Origin of the sequence: Frankia sp. AgPm24, assembly GCF_023243055.1 — a bacterium.
Taxonomy (GTDB): Bacteria; Actinomycetota; Actinomycetes; order Frankiales; family Frankiaceae; genus Frankia; species Frankia umida.
In genome coordinates, this window is the sequence record NZ_JALKFW010000003.1 from 109,921 (window position 1) to 125,604 (window position 15,684).

Annotated in this window: 14 protein-coding genes and 1 pseudogene; 10 read left to right on the forward strand and 5 right to left on the reverse strand. The window is 69.5% G+C overall.

All coding sequences use genetic code 11. The features are described 5' to 3' along the window. Nucleotides 1-389 precede the first annotated feature (389 nt). The 3 genes from MXD61_RS02050 to MXD61_RS02060 all read left to right on the forward strand — a co-directional run bounded on the left by MXD61_RS02050 (nucleotide 390) and on the right by MXD61_RS02060 (nucleotide 3,826). A complete protein-coding gene (locus tag MXD61_RS02050; RefSeq protein WP_248811167.1) occupies nucleotides 390-776 on the forward strand; it encodes a VOC family protein in 387 nt (128 codons plus the stop codon). 123 nt (nucleotides 777-899) lie between these two features. Then, nucleotides 900-1,094 (forward strand): hypothetical protein, encoded by a 195-nt coding sequence (locus MXD61_RS02055; RefSeq protein WP_248811168.1) that lies wholly within the window; start codon nucleotides 900-902, stop codon nucleotides 1,092-1,094. A 263-nt stretch (nucleotides 1,095-1,357) separates the two neighbouring features. Further along, on the forward strand, nucleotides 1,358-3,826 hold the full coding sequence (locus MXD61_RS02060) for a UvrD-helicase domain-containing protein (protein ID WP_374628288.1): 2,469 nt from the start codon (nucleotides 1,358-1,360) through the stop codon (nucleotides 3,824-3,826). Between the two features lie 162 nt (nucleotides 3,827-3,988). On the opposite strand, the pseudogene MXD61_RS28620 reads toward MXD61_RS02060, so the two are convergent. Then, a pseudogene (locus MXD61_RS28620) lies at nucleotides 3,989-4,189 on the reverse strand (methyltransferase domain-containing protein); the annotation flags it as partial. Nucleotides 4,190-4,342: 153 nt separating this feature from the next. On the opposite strand from MXD61_RS28620, the gene MXD61_RS02070 reads away from it, so the two are divergent. From MXD61_RS02070 to MXD61_RS02090, 5 genes are all read left to right on the forward strand, one after another. Further along, nucleotides 4,343-5,110, forward strand: a complete 768-nt coding sequence (locus MXD61_RS02070; RefSeq protein ID WP_248811170.1) for an SDR family oxidoreductase — start codon at nucleotides 4,343-4,345, stop codon at nucleotides 5,108-5,110. Nucleotides 5,111-5,274: 164 nt separating this feature from the next. Continuing rightward, nucleotides 5,275-5,679 (forward strand): PPOX class F420-dependent oxidoreductase, encoded by a 405-nt coding sequence (locus MXD61_RS02075; protein WP_248811171.1) that lies wholly within the window; start codon nucleotides 5,275-5,277, stop codon nucleotides 5,677-5,679. 476 nt (nucleotides 5,680-6,155) lie between these two features. Beyond that, complete coding sequence (locus tag MXD61_RS02080) at nucleotides 6,156-6,761, forward strand: TetR/AcrR family transcriptional regulator (protein WP_248811172.1); 606 nt, start codon at nucleotides 6,156-6,158, stop codon at nucleotides 6,759-6,761. A gap of 10 nt (nucleotides 6,762-6,771) precedes the next feature. Then, nucleotides 6,772-7,218, forward strand: a complete 447-nt coding sequence (locus MXD61_RS02085) for a VOC family protein (RefSeq protein WP_248811173.1) — start codon at nucleotides 6,772-6,774, stop codon at nucleotides 7,216-7,218. A 128-nt stretch (nucleotides 7,219-7,346) separates the two neighbouring features. Beyond that, nucleotides 7,347-7,760 (forward strand): glycosyltransferase, encoded by a 414-nt coding sequence (locus MXD61_RS02090; RefSeq protein WP_248811174.1) that lies wholly within the window; start codon nucleotides 7,347-7,349, stop codon nucleotides 7,758-7,760. Here the strand turns inward: MXD61_RS02090 and MXD61_RS02095 are convergent. From MXD61_RS02095 to MXD61_RS02110, 4 genes are all read right to left on the reverse strand, one after another. Further along, on the reverse strand, nucleotides 7,721-8,734 hold the full coding sequence (locus MXD61_RS02095) for an amidohydrolase (RefSeq protein ID WP_248811175.1): 1,014 nt from the start codon (nucleotides 8,732-8,734) through the stop codon (nucleotides 7,721-7,723). The two genes, MXD61_RS02090 and MXD61_RS02095, sit on opposite strands and share 40 nt — an antisense overlap. 98 nt (nucleotides 8,735-8,832) lie before the next feature. Then, entirely contained in the window at nucleotides 8,833-10,038 is a 1,206-nt protein-coding gene (locus MXD61_RS02100; RefSeq protein ID WP_248811176.1) for a cytochrome P450, read from the reverse strand. A gap of 163 nt (nucleotides 10,039-10,201) precedes the next feature. Beyond that, nucleotides 10,202-11,233 carry a transporter substrate-binding domain-containing protein gene (locus tag MXD61_RS02105; protein ID WP_248811177.1) on the reverse strand — a complete coding sequence of 344 codons (1,032 nt, stop codon included), beginning with the start codon at nucleotides 11,231-11,233 and terminating at the stop codon, nucleotides 10,202-10,204. Nucleotides 11,234-11,631: 398 nt separating this feature from the next. Further along, a complete protein-coding gene (locus tag MXD61_RS02110; protein ID WP_248811178.1) occupies nucleotides 11,632-13,110 on the reverse strand; it encodes a cation:proton antiporter in 1,479 nt (492 codons plus the stop codon). Between the two features lie 376 nt (nucleotides 13,111-13,486). On the opposite strand from MXD61_RS02110, the gene MXD61_RS02115 reads away from it, so the two are divergent. Together MXD61_RS02115 and MXD61_RS02120 are read left to right on the forward strand one after the other, a co-directional pair. After that, complete coding sequence (locus tag MXD61_RS02115) at nucleotides 13,487-13,774, forward strand: phosphopantetheine-binding protein (protein WP_248811179.1); 288 nt, start codon at nucleotides 13,487-13,489, stop codon at nucleotides 13,772-13,774. 304 nt (nucleotides 13,775-14,078) lie between these two features. Continuing rightward, entirely contained in the window at nucleotides 14,079-15,662 is a 1,584-nt protein-coding gene (locus MXD61_RS02120; RefSeq protein ID WP_248811180.1) for a tryptophan 7-halogenase, read from the forward strand. Nucleotides 15,663-15,684 lie beyond the last annotated feature (22 nt).

Below are 15,684 nucleotides of genomic sequence, written 5' to 3' on the forward strand. Positions count from 1 at the left end.
GACCGTGCTACGCCTACCCAGTCGAGCCCGGGTTCACCGGGATCTACCAAAGGGCTGGTGGACGCACGTCTTTTGTGGCTTCTGGCACCGGTATGCGCGGTCCGGCTGACGTCACCGCGCGACCTTCGGCTTCCCACACCACCCACGACACCATCGATCGCTGCCTTACCGGGTCCGCCGGCACCACCGGCACCACCCGGCACCGGCACCGGCACCGGCGTCGCCCCGGCACGAGGAGCCCGTCCGCGGCGACTCGCCTGGCCGTTTCTGTCGGTGGGTCCGCCTAACATCCACGATGACGGGGCAGGCAGAGCGGGCCACCGAGGCGGCTGAGCGGGCTACACCAGCCTGCGTCGGGCGGCGGTCGGCACAGAGACGGGCGGAACCGGATGAGAGTGAACCTGGCCAGTGTGTACGTGGACGACCAGGACAGGGCGCTGCGTTTCTACACGGAGGTTTTCGGCTTCGTGAAGAAGACCGAGGTCCCGCTGGGCGAGCACCGCTGGCTGACGGTCGTCTCGCCAGAGGCACCCGACGGCGTCGAGCTTCTGCTCGAACCGGATGCCCATCCAGCGTCGAAGACCTTCAAGGCGGCGCTGGCCGCCGACGGCATCCCCTTCACCTCGTTCGCCGTGGACGACATCCGCGCCGAGGCCGCCCGCCTGCGTGGCCTCGGCGTCCACTTCACTCTCGACCCACAGGATGCCGGCCCCGTCACCATCGCCGTCTTCGACGACACCTGCGGCAACCTCATCCAGCTCACCCAGACGCACTGAGCCGGGTTGACCGGCCAGGCCGGTCCTCACCGGTCCGCCGGGCCGTCCGCGGACGCGATCCACTCGGCCGCCACGCGTCGTGGGCGGCGCGGGACAGGACACGAAGACGTCGTACCCCGAGGCATGACCGCCCGCCTGGTCCTGCAGGACCCGAAACCCAGCATCCACGGAGCCGAGGGCAGTGTCACCTACCGGTACGCCACCCCCGATCTGACCATGGCGTCCGTGGACCTCTCGTTCGCATGCCCCACCGGCTTCGACGACAACGCCGCCGGCTCCAGCCAACCCGACTGGGTCACCCTGGGCGAAGTCCGGTGACCCCTCGGCCGCCTGGAACATGTCGGTGTCCGAGGGCGGCCATCCGCTCTACGTCGCCCATGTCACCGGCGGTGGCCCGCCGGCCTGACCGGCCCGCCGCCGAGGCGGTCCGTGTGGATCCACAGACCGTCGAGCGGTGCACCGACCGCTCGACGGTCTGTGGGCACATCCTCTGTCGGCGGAGCGCATGTGATGGCAAACAGGGGTAAACGGCGGTGATGTGTCGTATGGTCAATGGTGACGATCCGTGAGGAGGCTGTGACGTGTATTCGGACCCGCCGGCCTCCAGGTCCCTGCCCGCCGCATCCGTTCCTGGCCGCGTGCGGCGGGCCGAGCAGGCTGAGCTGGTCGAACCGTCGGCGTTCGGGCAGGTCGCACAGCTCGAGCTCGAGATCGACGGGGTGGCGCGGCAGGTGCGCCACTTCGAGGACCTGCTCCGTGGGCTGGTGCGCACCCGGGATCGCTGGGCCGCCGGTGGGCACGGTGAGCAGAGCGTGGTGCGGGTGCTGGTCGGCATGGTCGACGTCGGCTGGCAGGTGTTGGCGGATCGGCGCTGGCCGGGGAGCCGTAAGGCCAACATCGACGTGATCGTGGTCGGCCCCGCCGGGGTGTTCGTGGTGGACGTCAAGAACTGGCGCGAGTTCAGCATCGAGGGCGGCCGGCTGTGGCGTGGGCAGGTCGACGCCGATGACAACGTGCAGAAGCTGCTGAGGCAGACCGCCGCCGTCGAAGAGGTGGTAGCCGAGGCGGGGCTGCCACCGACCGAGGTCGTGCCACTGCTGGTGATGGCCGGGCGCCGTGGCATCCACGAGCAGCTCGACCGGGTGACCATCCTCGGGCAGCAGGACCTCACCGGCTATCTGTTGCGCCAGGGCGTTCGTCTGGGCCCGGAGCCGGTGGAACGCCTGCTGGAATGCCTCGACCAGGGCTGCCCGCCGATGCCGCGCGACGAGGGCCGGCGGCCGGGTGGGCCGACACCCACGCGGGCGCACGGCGTCACGGCATCCCCCCGCGGCACCGGGGCGAACAGCGACCGCAGTGCTGCCCGGACGCGGACGACGCCGCCGTCGCACCCGGCGCCCGTCACCCCGCCGGTTCCGGCCGTTCCGGCGGCTCCGGCGGCTCCGGCGGCTCCGGCGGCTCCGGCGGCTCCGGCGGCTCCGGCGGCTCCGGCGGTCCAGATGACTCCGGCCGTCCGGACAACGCCGGCGGCTCAGATGAGGTCGGCGGTCCAGATGGCGCCGGCGGCTCTGGAGACGCTGCCGGGGATGGACGAACTGTGGCAGGACCTGCTGGTCGCGGCGGCGCGGGAGCCGATCGAGACCTGGATGACGTGGCTGCACCCGTCCCAGGCGAGACTGGCGGGGCGGCGCTGGTCGGGGCCGGCGCGGGTGCGGGGTGCGGCGGGCACCGGCAAGACGGTCGTCGCGCTGCACCGGGCCAAGTACCTGGCCGCCCGCGGGGAACGGGTGCTGTTCACCTCGCTGGTAAGCACGCTCGGACCGGTCAACCGGGCACTGCTGGCCCGGATGGCGCCGGAGCACGTGGAACGGGTCGACTTCGTCACGGTGCACCAGCTCGCCCGGCGTTGCCTGGAGGCGCGGGGGCTGGCCGGCCTCGTCGAGAAGGACAGGGTCAGGCTCTGCTTCAGGCGTGCCTGGGGCCAGGTGGGTCGGCAGTCGGTGCTGTCGGGACTGGGGCTGCCGCTGTCCTACTGGCAGGAGGAGATCTCCAAGGTCATCAAGGGCCGCGGGCTGCGTGGGTTCGAGCAGTACGCGACCCTGTCCAGGGTTGGGCGCAGCACCGCACTGCAGCCGGTGCACCGGCGTGCGGTCTGGGACCTGTACGAGCGCTACGAGACCCTGCGCATCGAGAGTGACGTCCTGGACTTCGACGACCTGCTGCTGCTGGCCCGCGACCTCGTGCGTGCCTCCGGGGTGCCAGGCCCGTCCGGTGGTATCGGGCAGTACGACGCGGTGATCGTGGACGAGGTGCAGGACCTCACCTGCGTGGGCCTGCAGCTGCTGCACGCCCTGGTCGGAGACCGGCCGAACGGGCTGCTCGTCGTCGGCGACGGGCAGCAGTCGATCTACCCGGGTGGGTTCACGCTGGCCGAGGCCGGTGTCTCCGTCGTCGGACGGTCCACGATCCTCGGCCGTAACTACCGCAACGGCGCGAACATCCTGCGGTACGCCCAGGCCGTCCTCGCCGACGACGGTTTCGATGACCTGGACGGGGTCGAGGTGCAGGGCCGGCGGGCTGTGGACGTCGAACGTGCCGGCGGAGAGGTCCGCGAGGAGCGGCTGCCCAGCGCCGCCGCGCAGGACGAGCGCCTGTGCGACGACCTGCTGCGCCTGCACACCGAGCGTGGTGCCCGCCTCAGCGACATGGCCGTGCTCGTCCCGACGGACCAGGCCGTCGAACGGTGGCTGACGGTGCTGCGTCGCCGTCAGATCCCGGCAATGGCGCTGCGGGCGTATGACGGTAGCCGCCAGGAGAGCGTCAAGGTCGGGACGTACGCGCGGGTGAAGAGCCTCGACTTCGCGCACGTGTGGATCCCCGACCGCGACCTGTTCCCACGCCCGCGGAAAGCCGACGAGTCCGACGACGCACTGCGCGAACGTCTCCGCCTCCAACGCCGCCAGCTCTACGTCGCCATCACCCGCGCCCGCGACCGCGTCTGGGCCGGCCTGCGCACCACGAGCGACGCACAGCCGAGCCCGACGGGGTGACCGCGGGCCGGTTCAGGACGAACGTTCGGTGAGGAACACGAACTCGCGGCCCGGGCGGTCCGGGGCCTGCCGTACGTCACCGAAGGGTCGACTCCGACGTGACGATGGTGCCGTCAGCCAGGAATCAATAGGTATAGCGAAAAGAGACGTAGGGGGTTCCGCTGCCGGGTCGATGCCCACGACCCGATGGCCGTTGCCGGCGAGCAGAACGGCCAGGGATCCGGTTCCGCAACCCACATCGAGCACCAGTCCGGCACCCAGCTCGCCGGCGATCATGAGGTAGGCGGCCAGGTCGTCGCGGTTTCCGTCAAAGGCGTCGTAGACCCGGGCGAGCAACGGATGGGAAAAGAGCGCGTCGGGCACCAGGGCATCGTAGTCAGCGACAGCCTCCGGACCGGCCGCGTTCTGTAACGTTTCCGGAACGAGGGTCATCCGTGATAACAGCGCTGCGACGCACCGATCCTGCCCCGGAACGGGAATACGGAACGGGAGCAGCAGCAGGAGGAGGACGGCGGCATGGTGGAACAGACAGCGATTGTCACCGGCGCGAGCCGGGGAATCGGAGCGGCGATTGCCGCGGAGCTCGCGCGTCGCGGTTGGCACGTCATCGTGAACTATCGGCGGGACGCCGCTGCGGCGGCGAGCGTTGTCACCGCCATCTCGGACGCCGGAGGTAGCGCCACGGCCATCGCTGCCGATGTCACGGATCAGGATGCGGTCACCGCGCTGGTCGCGGCGGTGAAGGCCGACCGGGGTCGCATCGATGCCCTGGTCGTGAACGCCAACACCGCTCCGCCGCCGTTCGCCTCACTGGCCGAACTGGCCTGGTCGGACTTTGCCGCGAAGGTCACCGGCGAGCTGGCCGGTGCCTTCCACATCACCCGGCAGGCGGTGGAGGTGATGCGGGCGCAGGGCGCGGGCCGGCTGGTCTTCATCGGTAGCACCGCCGCCGACTACGTGGGCGGTGGCCGTCTGGCGCACGGCACCGCGAAGGCGGCACTCGCCACGTTCGCCCGCCACGTCGCCGCGGAGACCGCCCGCGACGGAATCAGTGTCCTGACCGTCGCACCCGGCGCAGTACGCACCGATGCGACAGCCGCCGTTCTCGACGCCGCGCGGGAAAAGGTGCTGACCGACAACTCCGTGCTGCACCGGGTACTCGAACCGGCGGACGTCGCCGCCGCCGTCGGTCTGGCCCTCGACCCGGCGCTGCACCCGGCGACCGGCACCGTCCTGCGCCTCGACGCCGGCTGGTCCGTTCTCGCCGGCGGCCCCACCGCGTAGCAGCATCGCCGTGGTCGCCGGCTCGGGCCGGAGGTCGTGTACCGGCCCGACCGCGAACATGGAGAACAGCCCTGGCAGGGTTGGAGTCATGCCGCAGGCCGCGTATGGACGTGCGCGGGCGCGGGTGAACGTGCGTGGACGTGCGATCCGGGGAGCCAAAGGACATGCCGAGTATTTCGCCGAGTCATCGTGACCTGTTGGAGAAGCCGATCACGGTCGTGCTCGCCACCGTCGGCAAGGATGGGCAGCCGCAGGTCACCGCGGTCTGGGCGACCCTCGACTCGGACTCCGACGGCGGCGACGTCGTGCTCATCTCGGTCACGAAGGACCGGCAGAAGTACCGCAACCTCGCCGCGCACCCGCAGGCGACCCTGTTCGTCCTGGACCCGGCCAACTCCCAGCGGACCCTGGAGATCCGGGCCACCGCCGAGATCAGCGACGATCCGGAGCTTGAGGTCATGAAGCGGGTGCTCGCCCACTATGGCGCGGACCTGGAGGGCAGCGGCATCCCGACGAACGACCGGGTCGCCGTCACCCTGCGACCCACCCGGATCGTCGAGCTCGGCTAGCCGCTCCGCACGGATCTCCGGCCGTCCCGCTTTTCACGCGAAGCCATCGTGTAACCCCTGACGCACAGGTTGCCGCCTTCCCGCTGTCAGGTTCGGAGTCGCCCCTCGGGCCGTGGTCGCTCGGCCCGGCTGTCGCCGTGCCCGGCGACCACACATCGCCTCGCCCGCTGACCGTGACCGCTCCTTGATCCACGAAGAGCCGTCTGGGCCGCGTGCCGCGGCGCAGGGGTCCGATGAGGCAGCGAGTCCACGTTGCCGCGTGCCCCTCTTGCCGCGGTCCAGGCTCCGTGCGGTCGCGGTCGCGGTATCAGCTCCTCCAGAGGAGCGATCAGGGGGATGTGGCGAGATCTTGGTTCTGGCTTGGTGTTGTGGTCGGGTGCTGGGTGGCCCGGCGCGGTCCGGCCTCGGTCACCTGACGTCCGGCTGACAACCGTCCATCTTGACAGTGGCACTGTCATGATTGCAGTATGGCTGTCATGGCGTCAGTATCACTGTCAGATGCGCGGGCGGCGCTCGTCCGGGACCGGGTCGTCGAGGCGGTGGCCGGCCTGCTGGCCGGCGGGGAGGATCTGACCTTTGCGAAGGTCGCGAAGGCGGCCGGCGTGCCCGAGCGCACCGTCTACCGGCACTTTCCGTCCCGGGAGGCGCTGCTGACGGCCGTGTTCGGCTGGGCGAACCGGCGCATCGGCTTCGATGGCCCCGCCCCGGCGGACGCGGCGCAGCTGGCGGCAATGGTCCGGCAGGTGTTCACCGGGTTCGACGACATCGCGCCGATCGTGCGTGAGCTGCTGCTGGCGCCCGAGGGTCTGCTCGCGCGCCTGTCCGACAACGACCGTCGCCGCCGGACGGCCCGGACCGTCGTCGCTCAGGAGGCGCCGGGCCTGGACGAGACCAGCGCCCGGCGGGTCGCCGCCGCCCTCCAGGCGCTGACCGCCGCCGCCACCTGGCAGACCCTGCGCGACTACTGGGATCTGGACGGCGCGGAGGCCGGCGAGACCGCGGCGCTGGCCCTCGAGCTGATCCTTGACGGTGCCCGCGCCCGGGTCGCGGCCCAGAAGCCGAAAGCGAACGAACCGAGGTGAAGGAGTTCCCATGACGCTCGTACACGGCGTGAACCATGTTGCGATGCTCACCGAGGATCTTGACAGATTCACCGACTTCTACGCCGGGATATTCGAGCTGGAGACCGTCTTCGCCGAGCAGGCGCCGGCGTTCCGGCACGCGATCCTGCGCACCGGACCACATTCCTGGCTACATCCGGCCGAAATTACCGGAAATCCGCACGGTGTGGCCGTACCGGACATGTTCACCCGTGGTCACCTCGACCATCTTGCCCTCACAGCGGCTTCCGCGGAGGCGTTTCGGGCAGCCCGGAACCGTCTTGTCGAGTGCGGTGCCAGCGACGGAAAGATCGAGGATCTGGGCGCCTTTCGCAGCATCTGGTTCACCGATCCCGACGGCATGCGGGGTGAACTCGTCCTCATCACCGACGAGAACCTCCAGGGTATTCATGCGCCGGTTCCGCTTTCCACCGGCTGACATCGCACCGTGTCTGGTCGCCCTTGGGATATGACGCCTGGCCGACAGTAGGAGATCTTGCCGATCGTGTGGCGCCGCAGGCAGGATGGCGCTGATGACATTGGTCCGAATGATTCGAGGACACCACGATGGCTCGTTTTCTGTTTGCCACCATGCCCGCGGTCGGCCACACGCTGCCCGCGATCGCGGCGCTCGGCGCCCAGGGGAACCTGCTGGTCGTGGCCGTGACCGGCGGCGCCGACCCGGCGAGGGTGTTCGCCGCGGCGCCGGCGAACACCCGGATCGAGTCGTTCCTGCCGTTCGACCGGCTGCTGGCGCACGTCGACGTGATCGTCACCAACGGCGGCTACGGGGGAGTGCAGCTGGCGCTCGCCCACGGCGTCCCGATCGTCGCCGCCGGCCGGCTACGCGACGAGATCGTCGTCGCCGGCCGTGAGCAGCGTGCCGCCGACCTTCTCGAGGACCTCGCCGACGCCGCGCCGCCGGCAGGCCACGCGGGCGGTCATCGTGCTGTGCCGGTGGGATCGGCGTCGAGGCGGTAGACCCGCCGGGCTGTTCCGGCGAACAGGGCGCTGCGTTCCGGCGCGGACATCGAAGCAGTTATGATCTTGAAGGCGTTCCAGAGGGCGTCGTAGCTGCCGCTCTGCTTGTCGACCGGGAAGTTGCTCTCGAACATGCTCCGGTCCGGGCCGAAGGCGTCGATGGCTGTTTCGATGTAGGGCGCCCAGGCGGCGGCGAGGTCCGTCGACGAGGGCCGGGTCGCCAGCTCCTCGTGGCCGAGGCCGTGCAGGGGCATGCCCAGGCCGCCGAGTTTGACCACGATGTTCGGCCGGCGGGCGACGTGGCGCAGCAGGGAGCTCCAGCGCGCGAAGATCTCGGACCGGGCCTGCGGGTTCGGCTCGTCGGGGACGGGCCCGCCGAGATGGTCAAGGACGAACAGCTGGTCGGGCAGGGCGTCGGCGGCGGCGGCGAGCTCGGGAAGCTGCTCGTGGAACAGCCACACGTCATAGCTGAGACCACGGCGGCCGACCGCACGGATACCGGCCTGGAACTGGTCGTCGAGCAGAAGGTGTGGCGGGGAGTCCTGACCCTTGACGATCGGCCTGCGGTGCCAGATCACGTTGTGCCGGATGCCGCGCAGCCGGCCACCGGCCGCCTCGAGGTGTCCGTCGATCGTGCGCGCGGCGTCGGCGGGACGGGTGAGATCCGCCCAGGCGACGAGACCGGCCGCGAGCGCCGGCGTGGCACCGGCCGGACAGACGGCGGTGACCAGCTCGGTCTCCCCGACGGGGCGCAGCGCCTCGTCGCCGTCGGGGCGGTACGCGGCCCGGCATTCCACGAACACGGTCGCGGTGATCCGGTGGCCCCGCTCGATGTCACGCAGGTAGGCATGCTGGTCGTAGGGAATCCAGTAGCCGGACGGCCACAGGTGATGGTGGGGGTCGACGATGGGCAGCTCCGGGTCGATCACGTCCTCGCGTGGCGCTGGCTCCGTCGCGGTCTCGTCGAGCTTCATCGGCGGTGCTCCCCATGTGTGCGCTGTCCGCCGCGGACGAGCCGTCCGAGCGGGTCCTCGACGCCATCGATCAGGTCGCGGTGTTCAGGTCGCGGTGTTCAGGTCATGGTGTAGCGGATCGGCAGGCGCTTGGGTCCGCCGACGAACAGCGTGTCCATGTACTGCGGGGTGCCGGCGAGCTCGATCGAGCGCACCCGTGGCACGAGCTCGGCGAACAGGGCGCGCGCCTCGAGACGTGCCAGGTGGGTGCCGAGGCAGAAGTGCGCGCCGATGCCGAAGGCGAGGTGCTTGTTCGGGGTGCGGCCGATATCGAAGCGGGAGGGTTCGTCGAAGACGTCCTCATCCCGGTTCGCGGACGGATAGGACAACAGCACCGCCTCGCCCTTGGCGATCCGGACGCCGTGGAGCTCGGTGTCCTCGGCGGCGGTGCGCATGAACTGCTTGACCGGCGACACCCAGCGGAACATCTCGTCGACCGCGGTCGGGACGAGGTCGAGGTTGTCCGACAGCCGCCGCCACTGGTCGGGGTGCTCCACCAGAGCGTGCAGGCCGCCGGAAATCGCGGCACTGGTCGTGTCGTGCCCGGCGGTGGCGATGAGCACGTAGTAGCCGATCGCCTCCAGTTCGCCGATCAGCTGGCCGTCGATCGTGGCGTTGGCAATGGCCGAGCCGAGATCGTCGGACGGGTTCTCGCGGCGGCTGGAAACGACGCCCTGGAAATACTGAAAGAAATCTGCCAGGGTTTCCAGCAGATTCTTGTCGGTCATGTCGACGTCCTCGGCGCCGAACATGTCCTGGGTGAGTTTCAGCATCCGCGGGAAATCGTTCTCCGGCAGGCCGAGCAGCGACAGAATGACATACAGCGGGAAGTGGATGGCGACATCTGCGGCGAAGTCGCATTCGCCGTCGAGGTCGGCCATGCGGTCGACATAGCGCCGGGCGAGCTGCTGGACTCTTTCGGTGAGCCGGCGCACCCCACTGGGCTTGAACCAGTCGGCACTGAGATGCCGATAGACCCCGTGATCCGGCGCGTCCATCTGTACCAGCGTGCGGACCGGTACCTCCGCGCTGCTCGAGTGGCGGGCGAGTGCGGGTCGGGGCGCGTTGAGCCAGATGTCCGTGGCGCGGCTGATGCGCGCCACGTCCGCATGTCTCGTGATGGCCCAGAAAGGCTCGAACCCCTCGGCCTCGACCCAGTGCACCGGCGATTCCCTGCGAAGCAGTGCGGTCGCAGAGTGCAGCCACTTCTCGTCGGCGTAGGCCTGGGGTGTGGTGAAAACGCGTCCCGCCTCTTCGACGTTCACGGTCAGCCTCCTACGGGACCCGGTGACGGTCCATGGCGATCAGACCGCATTGGGTACACAAAATATCGATGCGGTCGATTTGGTGTCAACTGAAGGGCGGCCTGGTCCGGCCGGACCAGGCGTGCCGACCGCCGCGCGATCGCCGACGCGGATCAGGAGAAGATCAGGAAGAAGCGTCGAAATAGCGCCCGCGTAGCTCGTCGTAGGTGCCGTCGGCGTGCATCTGGAGCAGAGCGGCGTTGACCTTCTTGCGCAGGGCGCTGCCGGTGGGGAAGGCGATGCCGTACGCCTCGGGTTCGAAGACCGGGCCGGCGAGCGCCTCCTTGCGATCGTGCGCGACATCGATGTGGTGCTGCAGGACGGGTGAGTCGTAGACGATGGCATCCACGTCGCCCTGGTGCAGCAGGGGGTAGGCGTCGTCGATGGACGCCACGGTGCGCGGGGTGATGTCGTGGTGGCGCAGGTAGGTTTCGGTCGTGGATCCGCGGACCGTGACCACCCGTTTTCCGGGGAGGTCGGAGACCCCGATGATCCCGGTCCGGATGGACCGGACTGTCAGCTGGGTCGTGACCGACGCGGTGAACAGGGACACGAACACCAGACCGACGATGAGCCAGGCGAATGTCATGACCTTGGTCAGCGGCTTCTGTGGGTCGCCCAGATCGCCGGCGAGGCCGACGGCGGCGGCCCGGAACATGCCGTCACTCATCCGCCGGTGCCACCGGTGTTCGCTGCCGACATGGGTCACCGCCGAGGTGATCGCCCCGGCGAGGACGAGCATGAGCAGCAGCACCAGCAGATAGCGCCCGGTGGAGGGGGAGACAAGGTTCCGCAGCTGGTGGGAAAGATCCAGGCCGGCCGGGGTGTCGACGGTGAGGATCTGCAGGCCGGCGTCGAACATCGGATAGGAGAAGTCGACGTTCTCCTCCCGGTCGGCGGTAATGGAGATTCCCGAGATCGCGACGTCGACGGTGTTGTCTCTGGCTGCGTTGACGAGGGTCTGGATATCCGGATACCAGACGTATTTCGGTTGCCAGTCGTTGCGCCGCGCGATGTCGTTCCACAGGTCGATACTGAAACCGGTGTACGCGCCGGTGCCCGCGCGGCCGACAAACGGATCGAGCGGCTTGATGCCCACTGTGATGGTGCTGCCGGGAACTCCGGTGGCCAGGGGGCGTTGTGTGGCAGGCGCCACGGCGGCCTGGGCAGGAACCGTGGGCAACGTCGCTGTGAGAAGTGCGACGAGAAACAGCAGTCCGAGGATTCCTCGCCGTGCCCTATGTGGGTGACAGTGTCCGGTCATCGTTGCGAGCCCGCTATCACCGCCTGGGCTGACACGGAAGTTTCACGTCGCATGGCGTATGTGGGGAACCGCCCCGAGGAAAGTCGAAAGAAGGGACCTCGGAAGGCCTTTGTCGGTGATCGGGCAAGGGGCAAGGGGCAGGCCGGAGTCTGGCGGGTCGCCGGGCATGTGGCAAGTGTGAGGGATGGTCAATTCACCTGTCAATGCGAGTGTTTGACGATGCGCACAGGTGAGGTTTTGATGCTGTTGTCGGTATTTTTGTACCTCTCGCGCGCCTATTGGCGGAAGAGTTACGTGCCGAGCTTCTTGTCCGTGGAGGCTGCCGTCTCGGCCGGTTCCGCCGGGGCGGCCGGGTCGCCGGCACCAGCAGGATCGTGGGACGGCGCTGGGATCGCCCCGGCACCCGTGCTCATCAACGCGCCAGACAGGCCGGCCTGCTCCACCCGGCGCATCGCGGCCCGTAGCAGGGGAGGAGCCATCAGTGAGGTGGAGACGGCGACGAGCACGATGACCGTGTAGGACGCGGTGGTGAGTACTCCGAGGCGCAGACCGGCCGAGGCGAGGACAACCTCGACGACGCCGCGGGCGTTGAGCGCGGAGCCCAGGGCCACCCCCTCCCATCGTCCGAGCCCGCTGGCGCGGGCACCCAGGTAGGCACCGGTGAACTTGCCGATGATCGCGAGCGCGAGCACGACGACGCCGGCGAGCAGGACCGACGGCTTCGCCAGCTCTCCGAGGTCGACGCGCAGCCCGGCGGTCGCGAAGAAGATCGGGGCAAGGACCCCGAGAACGACGGTTCGTAGCGGTGCCATCCGGTGCGCGGCGAAACCACGGATGGAGCCGATCACCATGCCCGCGACGAACGCGCCGAAGATGGCCTCCAGGTGCAGTGCGTGGGTTGTCGCGGCCGACGCGAGCACGAAGGCCACGACCAGCGCCAGGTAGATCCCGCCCTGCTCGTCCGGGTGTGGCTGTTCACCGGCGTCCGGCGCGTCGACAGGCTGGGCGTCGACAGGCTGGGCGCCGACAGGTTGGGGCGCGACCCGGCGCAGCAGGGCGGCGGCGAGCGGGCGGAGCACGAGGACGGCGACCAGGACGAACCCCGGCACCGCCAGGATCGAGATGAGCAGGTCCCGGTCGTACAGCCCGGTGGTGGCCAGCGCGGAGACGACCGACAGCAGCAGCCAGCCGACGGCGTCGTCGACGACCGCCGCGACCAGGGTGAGCTGGCCGATCGGGTGGTGCAGCAGCTTCATGTCGATGAGGATCTTCGCGGCGACCGGGATGGCGCTGATGCCCAGGGCGACGCCGATGAACAGGGCGAACGTCGGACGGTCGGCATTGTCGCCGACCAGCACGGTGGGCAGCAGGAATCCCACCCCGACGCCCAGGGCGAGCGGGGTGAGCAGGCCGGCGAGGCTCACCCGGGCGGCAGTGGACCCAGCCCGCCGCAGCAGCCGGGAGTCAACTTCGAGGCCGGTGATACCGACGAGCAGGATGACGCCGAGCTGACCGATCGCGTCGAGCAGATGCATCTGCTCGACCACGGGTGGGAACAGCCGGTCGGCGAACGACGGCCAGACCTCGCCGAGCACCGATGGGCCGAGCAGGACGCCGACGAGCAGCTCGCCGACCACCGGCGGCGCGCCGAGGTACGCGGCGACCCGACCGAGCGCGAGGGCGCCGGCCAACAGCACTGTGAGCTGGATCAGCAGGTGCATGAGCCCAGGGTGGGTCAGGCCCGCCACCGGGCCGGCAACGACGATCATGCAGTCGTCCTCTCTCGGGAACACGCGCTCACTGCTCGCGGATCTGACGCGCCGGCCCGAGCGACGGGCAACGCGGACGCACACGAAGCACACAGGGCAGGCAGATAGACAGTCAGGTGTCACAGGACGTGCGCGAATCGTGCAGGGCCGGAGTGCCGGTCCGCACCCCGACGCTGCCTGCTGTAGCTGACAGTAACCGCCGCAACGGTGAGAATTTTAGGTTAGCTTAACCTTGCCTGTTGAACCAGTAGTGGTGGGGCTACGTGAGGGTCTGCCCTTTCAAGGCCTTGACAGGTGGGGTGATGTATGGAGAAGGTAGGTTAACTTAACCTAAACTGGCAGCAGATCCGAGCCGCGAAAGGCGGACGATCCTCCGATGTCGCAGTCCGTGAACGAGCCCGCAGAGGCGCCTGAACGTGCAGTCTCGATCACTCCAGGTATCGAACAGATCCGCCAGGACATCGCCGACGTGCTCTACGAACCTGCTGCTGCCCTCGGCGACGACGACGACCTGCTCGACCGGGGCCTCGACTCGATCCGGCTGATGAGCCTGGTCGAGCGCTGGCGGCAGATCGGCGCCGACATCAGCTTCGTCGAGCTCGCCGAACACCCGTCGGTCCGCGGCCTGCACGATCTGCTTGGCCGCAAACTCGCCCACCGCTGACCGACACTCCCACCTGCCCACCCACCCGCACCTGCCGTCCAACGGCTGCACCGGCGCGTGTTCGCGCAGCAGCCTGCGTCATGCCAGCCTGTCGCCCGCAGACGCCCATCTCCGTGCACCCGCGCATCGGCGGGCTGCCGGCCACTGCATCTGACGTCCGCCCAGCCACCTGACGTCCGCCCGGCCCTGTGCCGCCTGCGCGACGGCGTGATGCCGGCGCGCCCGCACACAGCCCGGTGCGCTGCAGCGTTGGCTCGCCCGGCTGCGTCCAGAGGCACCCACCCCTGTAGATGAGGAGTAGACGGTGACCCCACCCGCGACCACCCCCGCCCCCCGCGATCCGGCCCATGACGGCGACGCGGTTTCCGAGGAGTACGACGTCATCGTGGTCGGCGGCGGCCCCGGCGGATCGACGGCCGCGACGCTGGTCGCCCAGGAGGGGCACCGCGTGCTGCTGCTGGAGAAGGAGGTCTTTCCCCGCTACCAGATCGGTGAGTCGCTGCTGCCCGCGACGATCCATGGCGTGTGCCGGCTGCTCGGCGTTTCCGAGGAGCTGGAGAAGGCCGGGTTCATGCGCAAGCGGGGCGGGAGTTTCCGCTGGGGCACCAGCCCGCAGCCATGGAACTTCCTGTTCGCCGTGTCGCCGCAGCTGTCCGGGCCGACGTCGTACGCCTACCAGGTACGACGGGCCGACTTCGACGAGATCCTGCTGCGCGGTGCCGCCCGCACCGGCGTCGACGTGCGCGAGGGCGTCGACGTGCGCGAGGTCCTGCACGACGGTGACCGGGTCGCGGGGGTGCGCTACACCGACGCGGACGGCGTCGCCCGCACCGCGACGTCCCGCTGGCTGGTGGACGCCTCCGGGAACAAGAGCGCGCTCTACCGGGAGGTCGGCGGCGAGCGGCACTACTCCGACTTCTTCAAGAACATCGCGCTGTTCGGCTACTTCGAGGGTGGCAGACGGCTGCCCGGCCCGGACGCCGGCAACATCCTGTGCGCCGCCTTCGACGAGGGCTGGATGTGGTATATCCCACTGTCGGACACGCTGACCAGCGTCGGTGCCGTGATCAGTCGTAACCAGGCCGACCAGCTGCGCGGCGACCAGGAGGCCGCGCTGCGCGGCTTCATCGACCGCACGACGATCGTGCGGGACATGCTGACCGATGCCACCCGGGTCACCGAGGGCATCTACGGCCAGATCCGCACCCGCAAGGACTACTCGTACACGAACACCCGGTTCTGGCGGCCGGGAATGGTGCTCGTCGGCGACGCCGCCTGCTTCATCGACCCGGTGTTCTCGACCGGCGTGCACCTGGCCACCTACGCCGGTCTGCTGGCCGCCCGATCGATCAACAGCGTGCTGGCGGGGGATCTGACCGAACGGCGGGCGTTCGGCGAGTTCGACGGGCGCTACCGCCGCGAGTACGGCGTGTTCTACGAGTTCCTCAGCGCCTTCTACGACATGCAGCAGAGCGAGGGTTCGTACTTCTGGAACGCCAAGAAGGTCACCGGCGCCCTGTCGACCGATCTCGAGGCGTTCGCCACGCTGGTCGGCGGCGTCCACTCCCGGGAGGTCGCGCTCGCCGGCCGCAGCGGTGAGACGGCCGCGTCCGGTGCGGGGGACGCGGCATCGCCGCTGGTGGAACGGTTCACCCGCTCGTCGACGGCGCTGGCCGAGGCGGCCGAACGCACCGGCGCGGCGCAGACCGAGTCCGGCGAACGGATGTTCCACCTGTTCGGCACGCCCGTCGTCGCCGACGTCATGCAGGAGATGAACCAGATCCAGGCCCGCGGGGTGCTCGCCGAGCAGACCCAGGAGTCGCCGCTGCTCGACGACGGTCTCGTCCCCGCCCCCAGCGGGCTGCGCTGGACCGAGCCGAAGGCCTGATCCTCGTATGCCGGACGGAGGA